At 44.6% G+C, this 13,310-nt stretch carries 11 protein-coding genes and 1 pseudogene; 9 read left to right on the top strand and 3 right to left on the bottom strand.

The annotated features are described in order from the left end of the window. Window positions 1–183: 183 nt before the first annotated feature. The 3 genes from QEP07_RS14550 to QEP07_RS14540 form a co-directional block, all read right to left on the bottom strand. Window positions 184–1,371 carry a phosphoglycerate kinase gene (locus tag QEP07_RS14550; RefSeq protein WP_285010888.1) on the bottom strand — a complete coding sequence of 396 codons (1,188 nt, stop codon included), beginning with the start codon at window positions 1,369–1,371 and terminating at the stop codon, window positions 184–186. 74 nt (window positions 1,372–1,445) lie between these two features. Continuing rightward, complete coding sequence (gene gap / locus QEP07_RS14545) at window positions 1,446–2,435, bottom strand: type I glyceraldehyde-3-phosphate dehydrogenase (RefSeq protein ID WP_285010887.1); 990 nt, start codon at window positions 2,433–2,435, stop codon at window positions 1,446–1,448. Window positions 2,436–2,486: 51 nt separating this feature from the next. Then, on the bottom strand, window positions 2,487–3,239 hold the full coding sequence (locus QEP07_RS14540; protein ID WP_285010886.1) for a glycosyltransferase family 2 protein: 753 nt from the start codon (window positions 3,237–3,239) through the stop codon (window positions 2,487–2,489). 135 nt (window positions 3,240–3,374) lie between these two features. On the opposite strand from QEP07_RS14540, the pseudogene QEP07_RS16565 reads away from it, so the two are divergent. The 9 genes and pseudogenes from QEP07_RS16565 to QEP07_RS14500 form a co-directional block, all read left to right on the top strand. Then, window positions 3,375–3,653 (top strand): annotated as a pseudogene (locus tag QEP07_RS16565) (Wzz/FepE/Etk N-terminal domain-containing protein); the annotation flags it as partial. 3 nt (window positions 3,654–3,656) lie between these two features. Next, entirely contained in the window at window positions 3,657–5,648 is a 1,992-nt protein-coding gene (locus tag QEP07_RS14535; protein WP_285010885.1) for a polysaccharide biosynthesis tyrosine autokinase, read from the top strand. Next, the gene (locus QEP07_RS14530; protein ID WP_285010884.1) at window positions 5,649–6,749 is read left to right on the top strand and encodes a glycosyltransferase family 4 protein; all 1,101 of its coding nucleotides are present in this window, start codon (window positions 5,649–5,651) and stop codon (window positions 6,747–6,749) included. Then, the gene (locus QEP07_RS14525; RefSeq protein ID WP_285010883.1) at window positions 6,746–7,588 is read left to right on the top strand and encodes an ABC transporter permease; all 843 of its coding nucleotides are present in this window, start codon (window positions 6,746–6,748) and stop codon (window positions 7,586–7,588) included. The genes QEP07_RS14530 and QEP07_RS14525 overlap by 4 nt, the downstream gene beginning before the upstream one ends. Continuing rightward, window positions 7,585–8,319 carry an ABC transporter ATP-binding protein gene (locus tag QEP07_RS14520; RefSeq protein WP_285010882.1) on the top strand — a complete coding sequence of 245 codons (735 nt, stop codon included), beginning with the start codon at window positions 7,585–7,587 and terminating at the stop codon, window positions 8,317–8,319. Before QEP07_RS14525 ends, QEP07_RS14520 begins: the two co-directional genes overlap by 4 nt. Then, entirely contained in the window at window positions 8,316–9,380 is a 1,065-nt protein-coding gene (locus tag QEP07_RS14515) for a glycosyltransferase family 4 protein (protein ID WP_285010881.1), read from the top strand. Before QEP07_RS14520 ends, QEP07_RS14515 begins: the two co-directional genes overlap by 4 nt. Further along, entirely contained in the window at window positions 9,367–10,800 is a 1,434-nt protein-coding gene (locus QEP07_RS14510; RefSeq protein WP_285010880.1) for an exosortase Y-associated Wzy-like protein, read from the top strand. Before QEP07_RS14515 ends, QEP07_RS14510 begins: the two co-directional genes overlap by 14 nt. Then, on the top strand, window positions 10,769–11,923 hold the full coding sequence (locus tag QEP07_RS14505; RefSeq protein ID WP_285010879.1) for an XrtY-associated glycosyltransferase XYAG1: 1,155 nt from the start codon (window positions 10,769–10,771) through the stop codon (window positions 11,921–11,923). The genes QEP07_RS14510 and QEP07_RS14505 overlap by 32 nt, the downstream gene beginning before the upstream one ends. Continuing rightward, entirely contained in the window at window positions 11,920–13,302 is a 1,383-nt protein-coding gene (locus QEP07_RS14500; protein ID WP_285010878.1) for a glycosyltransferase, read from the top strand. Before QEP07_RS14505 ends, QEP07_RS14500 begins: the two co-directional genes overlap by 4 nt. The last annotated feature ends 8 nt before the right edge of the window (window positions 13,303–13,310 follow it).

The following is a 13,310-nucleotide window of genomic DNA, read 5'->3' as shown; positions in this document are numbered from 1 at the left end:
TAAAAATAGGTAGTTCTACCACATTCTACCACATTCTACCACAAAAAGTTTTCCACAAAATCAAAAGCCCCCAAATGCAATCAAAAATGTCATTTTACGAGGCTTATAACGTGGGAAAAAGTGACTTAAAAAAAACGCTCCGGTCTGTAGACCGGAGCGTTTAGCAGTGTTATGTACACTAAATTATTCATTTATTGCTTTGACACCAGGCAGTTCTTTACCCTCCATATACTCCAGTAAAGCACCCCCTCCGGTCGAAACATAACTTACTTCTTCTTCGAGGTTAAATTTAGCAATCGCCGCAGCGGAGTCTCCGCCTCCTATTAATGAAAAAGCTCCTGCTTTTGTTGCCGAAACCACAGCCTCTGCTACTGCACGAGTACCTTGCTCAAAGTTTGCCATTTCAAAGACGCCCATCGGGCCATTCCACAGGAGGGTTTTTGAACTTTGGATCACTTCCGAAAATAATTCAGCAGTCTTAGGACCAATATCTAACCCCATCCAATCTTGAGGAATTTTCCCGCTCTCGACTACATCGCGGGCCGCATCATTATCAAACCTATCCGCTATCACCGTATCTACAGGCAAATATAATTTAACACCTTTTGTCTTAGCCTTTTCGAGTAATTCCAGACAAAGTTGCATACGGTCTTCCTCCAGCAACGAAGTACCTATTTCTCCACCCTGAGCTTTCGCAAAAGTGTAAGCCATACCACCGCCAATGATCAGATTGTCCACTTTTTCCAAAAGGTTTTCAATAAGCAGGATCTTATCCGAAACCTTAGCACCACCCATAATTGCAGTGAATGGCTTATCTGCCCCATTAATGACTTTCTCTGCGTTTTTCACCTCCTCTGCCATTAGGTAGCCAAAGTATTTTTCTGCAAAAAACTCGGCAATAACTGCCGTTGAGGCATGAGCACGATGAGCCGTACCAAAAGCATCATTAACGTAAACGTCACCAAGTAAAGACAATTTTTCAGCGAAGGCTCTGTCGCCTTTCTCTTCTTCTTTGTAAAAACGAAGGTTCTCAAGCAGAAGCACTCCACCAGGCGTCAGATTTTTAGAAGCTTCAATAGCTTGGTCGCCTATACAGTCTGAAGCAAACGAGACTTCCTTCCCAAGCATCCTGGAAAGATCACCAACGATATGTTTAAGCGAAAATTTATCTTCCGGGCCGCCTTTTGGCCGACCAAGGTGAGACATCAGAATAACGCTTCCTCCGTCATCGATTATTTTATTGATCGTAGGGATCGCCGCACGCATACGTTTGTCGTCGGTTATATTGAAGTCGCTATCCAGAGGCACATTAAAGTCGACGCGGATAAGCGCTTTTTTATCCTTAAAATCAAATTGATCAATAGTTTTCATAAAGGTTGTTAATAGTTATTAATGAGATCACCAAATATAAGGAGCCTGGCCGGATGTGAGTACAGTTTCTTTAATTAATTATTGATCATCTTAAGAATCAGGTCGGCCAACCGGGCAGAGTAACCCGATTCATTGTCGTACCAACCTACGACTTTCACAAGATCCCCTACTATAGAAGTGAGGCCCGCATCGAATATACAGGAATGCGTATTATCTAATATATCTACCGAAACAATAGGATCGGCTGTATACTGAAGAATACCTTTCAATTCGCCAGCTGCGGCAAGCCTAAAAGCTTCATTTATTTCCGGAACCGAAGCTGTAGATTTAAGAATACAGGTAAAGTCGGTTAATGAACCGTTAAGGACAGGCACACGAATACCTGCGCCGCCCAGTTTATCGGTCAGGTGAGGAAATATCGCGGTAATAGCCTTCGCAGCGCCAGTGGTGGTCGGTATTATAGAAGCTGATGCTGCACGGGCTCGCCTGAGGTCTTTGTGACTCGCATCATGCAGATTCTGATCGCCGGTCATAGAATGCACAGTTGTTATATATCCATCTGAGATGCCCCACAGCTCGTCCAGTATTTTCACCATAGGCGCTACGTTATTGGTCGTACATGAAGCATTGGAAAGTATTGGCGCAGTTAGGTCAACACGATGATCATTAACTCCCAAAACCACTGTAGGTACTTGCCTATCTGACGAAGGCGCTGACAACACAACCTGTTTGGCACCGGCATTAATATGCATCTGTCCGCCTTCTCTTGAGGCAAACCGGCCCGTGGCCTCTACAACAATATCAATATCGAGTTCCCGCCAGGGTAACAAGTCAGGTTTACTTTCATGAAATACTGAAATCTTCTTTCCATCGATCAGAAAGCCGCCCTTTACAATATCAACGGACCCCTTGAATCCACGATGAACACTATCATACTTAAACAGGTGCGCGAGCGTTTCGAGCTCTCCTACATCGTTTATGGCTACAACATTAATACCTCGCTCCAATGCCGCACGGAGAAAAATACGGCCTATCCGGCCAAATCCGTTTATCGCTATGTTCATCAAACTCGTTTAGAATGCAAAGGTACATAATCTGAATTATTGCCTGTGAGCTCAATCCATAATTAAAAACTGATCCAGCTTTCTCAATCTTTTAACCAGGCAAATTGCAAAGGGCATCTTCAACCCATTTCGCCTGATGATTTTATAATCGTTCATCAAAGAATGATACGCCTTTTTCATAGAACCGTTACTTATGCCCCCGTTCCGCATACAAACGAATAACTTATCGACATACGCCGGGGCTGGTTGAATGTTCAAAAACAGCCTAAGGAGAAAGTCGTAATCAGCACTCGAGCCGCAGTTGAGTGAGTAACGTGCCCCGGAACCAATCAATCTGCGCTGAATAAATACGGTCGGGTGCGGAGGCATCCAGCCTCGTCTCATACGACCAAATTGAAAACGCGAAGAAGTCCACTTCCGCGTTATCCTGACCGGGTCGCGCCTGCATACAACGTTTAAATTTCCATAAACTGCCAGGACGCCTGTGTCACGAATCGTTTTGACAACAGTTGATATTATATCTGGAGAAGCATAAAAATCGTCGGCATTTAAAATGCCGATTACATCGCCTTCAGCAACATCAAGCCCATAGTTAATTGCCTCATACATACTTGAATCTGCCCTTGAAATAAACTTGATGTCTGATCCTGCTAAGGAATGAACAAGACCTATTGTCCCATCTGTTGACCCGCCGTCAATAATGATGTGCTCCATGTGAGGATGGTTCTGCGCTTTTACAGATGCAATAGCGAAACCAATAAATTCAACACAATTTAAAACCGGCGTCACGATAGACACTTTCATATTAATAGTTTATATTTGCCAAATATGATAATATATTCTTTAATAAAACTTATATTTTCTTATAAAAATTTATAATTAAATTTAAATACACTGTGACACACTACAACAATCTCGACAATCACTCAAAAAATTGATATGCACAGCAGAAACTCATCGAACTCATCTTTGGATTATGCTGAAGTATTTAAAATGGTGCTACGCCAAAGACTTTGGCTTATTGGGTTTTTGACAGCCGGGCTTTTTGCAGCGCGAATATTTTTATGGCTTGCAGAGCCAATTTATATAGCTTCAGCTTCCATTAAGCTGGAGGACCGGCGTTACGAATTATCCGAATTGCTTCAGGTGAGGAACTTTTATGATCGGGTTAACAGGACGGAATCTGAGCGATTAATACTTAAGTCGCGGACAGTGTTAACAATGGCTTTAGCATCCCTGGACTATAAAGTGGCTTTTTTGACAAGAGATAAATTCCGCCTTCAAGAGACTTATCCGCACGAGCCCTTAAAAATTTCCGTGGGCAAGCTCCCGGCCAGCCTGCCACGCAATGAATTTGTATTTTCAAGAATAGGGCATAGCAACAAATACCATCTAACTTGGCAATTGGGGCAGCTCCGGTCTTCAGGCACCTATCAGTTCGGCGAAAAAATCCGGCTTGCCGGATTGCAGTTCACAATAAGAAAGAATGGCAACAGTCCCACCACTTGCGTCTTCAGGTTTATCAGCCCTATGGCATTGGCGCAGCGGATAACAAGCGCTCTGCATGTAAATGATGTGCAAAACGGTAACATGATAAATTTACAAATACGGGATCCCGATCCTGAATTTGCCAAAGATGCACTCAATGCCGTTCTCGAGAGTTACCTGACCTTTGATAAGGCACAGCGAACACGCTCAATCAACCAGTCAAAGGCATTCCTGACGCAGATCTTAGGAGATATTGACCAAAAAACATCAAACTCGGGCGCATCAGTTCAGAAATACAAGGAGAACCAAAGAATTAAAACAATAAGTTCTACTTTAAACGAACAAAACGAGCAATTGTCTGCACTCAATACACATAGACAAACTTTAAGGATGAACAGACTTTCTATAGCAGAACTTGGCCTTAGATTGTCGTCGCCCGACAGCAATGGAATTGTGAGCTACGGGCTTGAAGCTATAGCAGACGAACAACTTAAACACCTGTTTTCTCAGCACAACGATTTACTTCAAAAGAGACAAACTCTTTTAACCGTTCAACGGCCCTCAGCTCCTGCAGTAAAAAATATCGACGAGCAAATACTGTTCTGTAAAAAAGCGATAACCTCAAAGGTCAACACCCAGAAGCATCATATTGACGGGCTATTAAGGTTGATAGACTACCAGCTTGACAGCCTGCAAGATTACTCAAGCCGATTCCCTGGAATTGAACGCCGTTTAAACTCGCTGGAATCGAAATTTGAGGTAAACAAGAAGATTCATGACTATCTCCTGGAAAAAAACTTAGAGGCAGAAATCTCAGGGGCAGCGGTAGTACCAGGGGCATTTATCGTGGACAAGGCTGTGGCGCCAGCAGAAGCCAGCTTCCCTGTGCCGGCTAGAGTATACACTCTTGCCGCACTAACAAGCTGTGCCATGGGAGTCTTATTCATCTTCCATATAAGCAAAACGCCCTATCTGCTACAGGGCGACAATATAGAGGAGCTTACTGATGTACCTGTTCTCTCCACCATTCAAAAATATACGGCGAGCCTGCCATCTGCCCATATACTGCCGGTTTATGATGACCCGCGCTCGGCTACTGCGGAATCATTTCGTATGCTTAGAAGCCGAATAAACTTCCTTTGTCCGAATAAGCCCAATAAGATCATTTGCGTTACCTCCGAAATATCCGGAGAAGGGAAATCTTTTGTAGCGGCCAATCTCGCTGTTGCGCTAACGCTAATCAATAAAAAGGTCCTGCTTGTATCGGCCGACTTAAGAAGGCCTGGCCTTAGCCAAATGCTGAAATCCCAGAGGACCATTGGACTGAGTCAGTTTCTGTCCAAACAGGTGGGATTGAATGAAATCATTTCCGCGACAAAAATTGGAAATTTAGATTTTATCGATTCCGGACCGCTGCCCCCAAACCCAGCGGAGTTATTGCACAGTAAAGAGATGCGCGACGTACTCGACCATCTCAAAGAGCACTATGATTATATGATCATTGACAGTGCTCCTACCGGACTGGTGGCCGACAGTGCTGAACTGATACAATACTCAGACATCAACCTCTTTATTTTACGATATGGCGTTTCAAGAAAAAACCTCTCCGCGACCATGGGCGCATTACAAACCAATACCCCAGTTCCGAATTTATATCTGGTGCTAAACGAACATAAGCGGGACAAGTTATACATGTCCTATTACAACAATCAAGATAATAATTAGATGAAATCTTCCTGCCTGCTTCTCACCCTTAGAACCTTTAGCGACAATGGAGGCATCCAACGGTCGGGCCGGATACTTGCAAAATCTTTACAGGACATCTACCAATCTGAGTTTAAGATGTACTCTTTATATGACGGAGATCTTGATCAAAGGTATATTGAGCCGGAACACTTTACAGGCTTCAATGGCAGAAAACTCAGCTTTGTATTTCGAATTCTGAAGTCCACGACTAAAGTCCTGATCGTTAATCATATCCACCTGATTGCTTTCGCCCTCCTGTTAAAAATTTTCAATGTTAAGCTTAAAATTGTCCTGGTTGCACACGGAACAGAAGTATGGAGAGCTATGCCATGGTGGAAGAGGTACTTTTTGAGGAAGCATGTTAACATATGGGCAGTAAGTGACTATACAAATAAAGTGCTGCGGGACAAACATGGTCTTGTCAAAATTAATACCATCCATCTCTGTCTAGATCCTTTCTGGCAGCTACCCAGAGACTTCAAAAAGCCTGTTTATCTGCTGCGCAGGTACAACCTGCCACATGACGCCCGAATAATGTTTACACTTTGCAGAAAAAACACACATGACCGTGAAAAAGGTTATGAACGGGTTATTAATCTTATCCCAGGCCTTAAAAAAGAGATTCCTGAGCTGCATTATTTCATTGCAGGAAGAACTAACCGCTCCGAAAGCATCCGATTGCGTAAAACCATAGCAGCACTTAACCTGAGCAATTGCGTTCATTTGATGGAACAGATTGATGAGGCTGAACTCGTTGACCATTACCTGCTGGCTGACCTTTTCATTATGCCAAGTACAAAAGAAGGATTTGGAATGGTGTTTACCGAAGCGGCGGTCAGCGGCTGCATGGTGATAGCCGGAGATGCTGACGGCAGCAGAGAGGCCCTCATCTATGGGCATTTAGGCCTAACGGTTGATGCCTCAGACCCTCGTGCGCTACACAATTCCGTGAAGAATAGTCTGGCAAATCCTCTAAACAGACAGCGCAAATATCAGCAACAGTCGTTAGCACTTAATGAATTCAACTATGAAAAATACCGAACTAAAATTCAGCAATCTCTGGAGCAATGCGAATCATGATGGAAGATAACCATAGCGTGTGGATAGTCGACGACAAAAAAGCTTCCTGTAAATCGCAAGTAGCGGCACTTTGGAGGTGCCGCCATCTCGTTCTTCAACTTGCCATTAGAGATGTAACCGCATTTTACCGGCAAACTGTGCTTGGCCCTATGTGGTTGATCGTTCAGCCAATACTTACCACTGGAGTATATGCACTAGTTTTTGGTCAGGTGGTCAAAGTGCCGACCGACGCCATTCCAAAACCGCTTTTCTATTTTACAGGGGTTATCTTGTGGAACTACTTCTCTGAATGCACACATAAGGTTTCATCTTCACTGAGGGATAACAACATCTTATTTGCTAAGATATATTTTCCGAAACTGGTCGTGCCTGTAAGTATTTCCATTGCCCTGATGTTTAGGTTCGCTATCCAGTTCGCACTCTTGATAGCCCTCGTTTTAGTCGTCGGAAGCTATAACATTCATTTGCATAAATATTGGGTCATCTTGCCGTTAGTACTCCTGGTGCTCATTATACACAGTGTAGGTTTTGGTCTTGTCCTTGCTGCGTTCACGTCGAAGTATCGCGATCTGGCCCTGCTTGCAGCATTCATCACCCAGTTGATGATGTACACCACAACCGTCATTTATCCGCTATCAATAGCACCCAAGCAACTTTACTTGTTCATCGTCGCCAATCCAATGACCGCTGTTATAGAAAGCTTCAGATGTATCCTGTTGAATAAGGGAGTACTTAACATATCTCAACTACTAGTTGCTGCTACCTGTGCAGGCATTCTTTTAGTGACGGGAGTCTATCTGTTTATCCGGTCGGAGCAAAAATCTGTCGACGTGATATGAACAGGGATACAGCTATACATGTAAGCAACCTGTCAAAGGTATACTATACCGGCCAGATAAATTCCAGAACCCTGGGCAATGACTTAAAAGCATGGTACAGAAAACTGCTTGAACGCGGCTATTCACGCTCCACATCAGCCACAAAAAATTTTCCGGCTGAAGTACACTGGGCACTCAGAGGCGTCTCTTTCCAAATTCAAAAGGGTGAAACCCTGGCAATCTGCGGCGGTAATGGTGCAGGAAAGAGTACACTTCTGAAAATCATCAGTAAGATAACAACACCTACATCGGGATCCGTGATCGGAAGAGGCCGCGTTATACCCATGATGGAGGGCGGTGCGCCATTCCATCCGGAATTAGGCGCGCTGGAAAACATCTACCTGTATGGCGCTATGTTAGGGTTAAACAAAATCTCGATCAACAAGTGCATATCAGAAGTCTGCGATTTTGCGGACATTTCCGAGTACCTCAACACACCCATGAAAAAATACTCCTCGGGCATGTACGCAAGACTCGCCTTCTCGGCTGCGACACACCTCGAACCAAACATATTAATAGCAGATGAAATATTGTCGGCAAGCGACGCAGCATTCCGCGAGAAAGCAGCGAACAAGCTGAAAGACCTTGCTCGCAAGGGATGCACAATTATTCTTGTTGGCCACAATGACCATATACAGTCGATCTGCGACAGACAACTCACACTAGATAAAGGAGAAATCATTAGACAATGAGACTAGCAATAATATGCAGCCATCCCATACAATATTATGCGCCTGTATTTGCGCTGCTTGCGAAGCAATTTGAAACGAAAGTGTTTTATACCAGCAAAGAACGGAATGCATACGACACCGCGTTCGGGCGGGAAATACGTTGGGATATACCCCTGCTGGACGGCTATCAGTATGAATTTACGTCTTCCATCAAGAAAATTAAGGCCTTTAATCCCGACTTTTTACTCCTATATGGCTGGTCATACCTCTTCCATTTAAGGGTCTTGCGGTTCTTTTATAAGGATTCATCAATATTGTTCAGGGGAGACTCCACCCTGATTGAGCCCAGAAGCAAACTGCGGAAGCTATTGCGAAAGCAAGTATTAAATTGGGTATACAGCCACGTGGACATGGCTTTTTATGTGGGAAGCGCTAATAAGGCATACTTCATAAGATACTGGTTAACCGAGAAACAACTACGATTCGCGCCACATGCAGTTGACAACCTACGCTTCAGGGAACCAAGCGAGTCACCTTGCCTCAGAAAAAAACTTGGAATAGCTATGTCTGATACCGTAGTGCTATACGCTGGAAAGTTCACAAGAACTAAGAATGTACAGTTGCTTATCCGTGCTTTCACCGAGCTAAACCTTACTGACGCTCACCTTATCCTGGCAGGCAGCGGAAAGCTCCAGTCAGACTATATACGGTTAACGGAATCGCGACAAAACATCCATTTTGCTGGCTTCTTAAACCAAAGTGAAATGCCCGGAGCGTACCAGGCCTGCGACTTATTTTGTCTTCCCTCTTTAAGTGAGTCCTGGGGCCTTGCGATCAACGAAGCGATGGCAGCAGGAAGAGCAATACTCGCGTCTGATACCGTTGGCGCGTGTTCCGACCTGGTAAGCCGGAAGAACGGTAACATTTTTAGAAGTAACGATTTGTCTGATCTGAAACATAAACTTCATCGACTGCTAAGCTGCAGGAAAACCTTAGAGGAGATGGGAAGACACTCAGAACTCGTCATTAGCAACTGGACATTCGAAACGCAGGTCAAAAATATCACAAATGTATTGCAGTAACCGTACAAGTCTCATCTCGCTCATCTTTGTCCCCTGGCTTGTCAGCGAAGCAGTTCAGCTCCATCCAATATCATCCTACCTCATAGCCTGGCTGGGATCGTTTTTCATCTTCTACCTCACCATAATTTCTCCTCAGCGGTGTATACCTGAAGATATCCCGATATACGCACAGGTGATGCGACCAATCATACTTGTACAGGTCATATTTGCCGGCTTCATGTGCTGCACCTCTATATTCTACTTTTTGAATCACACTGGTTTTTATCCTGACGACCGCACCGAAAACTCTTTTTTTGAAACGGAGGACACCGAACTCCTCGCTAAGTGCCAGCGTCTCTGTCTCCTTGCGCACTGTTCCATAGCAACAGGTATCATCTCAAGGATAAAAGCAGATATTCAGCTTCGTTATAAGCTAACTACTGCCGGACTGCGCCCCTTCTTACAGATAGGCATCCTGGCTTACACCGCCGCGCTCCTCGCAGAGTTACATCCAAGTTTATATCAATTGACCTTACCGCTGCGCTGTATTTCCTGCGCATCCGGTGCCTACCTCCTGATTAAAGGCATGGTCGGCAAAAAGGTGTTTCCCGCCGTGTTTGGCGGCACTCTTTTCCTGTTACACCTGCTCAGTTCAACATTAACGGGCTACAAAGAAAATATTATCGTAAATATCATCGTGCTGGCTTCGATTGGTTTTGCTTATTACAGAAAATGGGTTATCGCTCTGGCTGTCCCGCTTTTGGTGACATTAACCTATGTCCTTCCCACTTTTACTATCGTATTTCGGAAACAATCCTGGGAACATCATCAAAGCAGAGAGGAGGCTCGTGCGCAGGCCTATCAAACTTTAACAGATGAAACAAAAACACCTTTCATAGAAAAAAACAGCCTTGACTTCCTAACACACCGATTAAGTGAAATCGGGATGTTCATGACTTTTGTACGCAATGTTCCGCTTTGGAACCCATACAGTATGCAGGCACTCGAAAATGCCGTATTGGTATTCGTACCCCGCTTTTTCTGGGATTCCAAGCCCAGCATGGAGGAGCTGGCCATGGAAAGGGTATATACTGCAGGCGTTGCAAACAGGTCTTCAGCCGTTTCGGCGAAAACCCGGCCGGTAGTTGACGGATATCTGTTTGGCGGCTCATTAGGCATCTTCATATATATGTTATTATACGGTGTCCTCGCTCAATCGATTTGTAACTATGCCGAACAAAACTTCGGTGGATATCCGCTTGGCTGTATCATTATATTTAATAGCGTCTTCCAGCCGCTTTGGAGGGGAAACGCATTTGAATTTCTCTTAAATAACATTGTCTACGGCTGGTTGCTGATGATATGCATTCACAAAATACTGCTAATGACAAATACATTAGTCTCCAACCATGAAAATAATCCACATAACGCCATCCTATAAGCCGGCATATGTTTATGGCGGACCGATCTTTTCCGTCGCAGCCTTATGCGAAGCATTAGCAGACCAAGACGTCAGGCAGGAAGTTATGACCACTACCGCCAACGGACATGACGAACTCCGGGGTGTCACCGATGGTCAAAGGACGTATATAAAAGGTGTGAGGGTGACCTATTATAGTCGTGTAACGGGCGGCTCCAGTCACTTTTCTCCATCATTGCTATGGTCTTTGTATAAGAAAATCAAAAAGTATCCAGGCGAAACCGTTGTCCATATTCATTCCTGGTGGAACTTTACCTCTATTTTTTCCTGCCTAATATGCGTCATGACACAGACGGCTATTGTGCTTTCGCCCAGGGGTATGTTATCTGCCTATAGCTTCAAACACAGACATAGTTTGATAAAGAACCTCATGCATAAGATAGCCGGCGTCCGACTGTTACAGCGTTGTCATATACATGCCACTAGTGAGCAGGAGGCACGGGAAATTACCGAAGTTGTTAGTGCAAAGACAATTGCGACCATATTTAACATCCTGAGCTTCAAGCCAACGGCTTTGTCTAAGCAAATTCGCGAACAGCAGGACAAAGCTCAGTTCCGCATACTTTTTCTTTCCAGGATTGACCCTAAGAAAGGTCTTGAGCAGCTCATGGAAGCCGTAAGCTTGCTAAACTTCGACTGGCAGCTTAACATAGCGGGAACGGGTTGCACCGCATACATAGACAGATTGGAAAGCCTCTCCCGAAAACTGGGTATCGACAGCAGGATTGCCTGGGTGGGTTATAAAAAGGGAATTCAAAAATATGATCTGCTCATGAATAACGATCTACTTGCTTTAACCTCGCACAACGAAAATTTCTCTAACGTCATCGCCGAAGGCCTCATGGCGGGAATACCAGTCCTTGCCTCAAACGCTGTAGGCCTGGCCCCGTTGATCAGGCAGTTAGACCTCGGCTGGATATGTGGTTTGGACCCCTGCGAAATAGCAACAACCATTGAGATGGCCCATCAAGATAGCATGAAACGAGCCTTTATCCGGGACACCGGGCCATCGCTCGCCTCAACATTTTTCTGTGAAAAGAGCCTTACTAACCAATACCTCAGGCTTTACCGAAATGCCCTATGAAGAACCAACACATCTCTTTCATCGTTCTTACGCTCAACGAACAAATGCATCTTCCACGGCTTTTTGATTCCATCCGAAACCTAAATAGCCAGATATACGTGCTCGATTCGGGCAGTAACGATGAAACCTTAAATATTTGTGAGAAATACGGAGCCGAAGTCAAATATCACCCCTTTGAAAATCATCCGAAGCAATGGAACGCAGCACTCCATGCGTTTCAAGTTAATACGCCATGGGTAATCTGCCTGGATGCCGACCAGTATATTGCGCCTGATCTTTCCAAGAAACTGACCGCTTTTAGCGACGCAGAATATGCTACGGTAAACGGAATCTACTTTAACAGGAAAAACTATTTCCAGGGCAAATGGATAAGATACGGTGGCTATTATCCAAAATATATGCTTAAGATGTTCCGATACACCGCAGGCTTCTCCGATCTGAGTGAAGCAATGGATCATCGCTTTCAAGTATCTGGAAGAACGCTGATATGGAAAAACGCCCATATTATTGAGGAGAACCTCAAGGAAAATAAGATACACTTCTGGATCGAGAAGCATAACAGGTATAGCGATTTGCTGGCAGAGAGTAACTCAAGCAATCAATCCCTTTATCAGGCAGAAAGCAGAATTTTTGGCAACCCGAATGAGCGCAACGCCTGGTGTAAAAAGATCTGGGCGGACCTTCCCTTACTTGTGAGACCATTTCTTTATTACTTCTACCGACTTATCTTCAGATTGGGCATTCTTGACGGCATCCGCGGAAACATATTCCACTTCCTGCAAGCCTTTTGGTTCCGGCTGATTGTCGATATCAAAATTCTTGAATCGCGGAAGTGTCCTGAAGGACCGGCAGAACAAGATCAACAAATGGGCGCTTTCCTCTGCCGGTTCCTAATCGTGTTTGCTGTATCATATTGCATTAACCTGGGCACCATTGCAGGGTCTGCTCCGGGCGGCTTCTACAGCCCCTTCATCGAAGAACATTTCAATTATATCGAAGGATGGCGGCGATTTTACATCGAGGTTGCGGCCAGACTATTGAAAACACTTGGATACCAGGTACGCACTACAGCAACAACATTGTCAGTTGCTAACCACGCCGGATTCCGGATCATATATTCTTGTCTCGGTTATGGAGTTGTCTCCGTTTTTATGGCCTTCGCATTAGCCTATCCTCAAAAAGCCCTGCGTAAATTCATCTTTCTCCTCTCTGGCATAACGTTGATAATAACCTTGAACCTCGTCCGACTCTGCCTGGTTGCCATCTATTTCAACCGGGGATATGGGTGGGATCTGCAACATGTACTGTTTAATTTCGCTGTATATGCTTCACTCGCAGTGTTCAGTATTTTCTGGATCAACCAGATACCCGAAACCTAACCCAAAAA

The organism is Pedobacter faecalis, assembly GCF_030182585.1.
In the GTDB taxonomy this organism is placed as follows: Bacteria; Bacteroidota; Bacteroidia; order Sphingobacteriales; family Sphingobacteriaceae; genus Pedobacter; species Pedobacter faecalis.
Note: the sequence above shows the minus strand (reverse complement) of the source record. Positions and strands in the feature narration are given on the sequence as shown.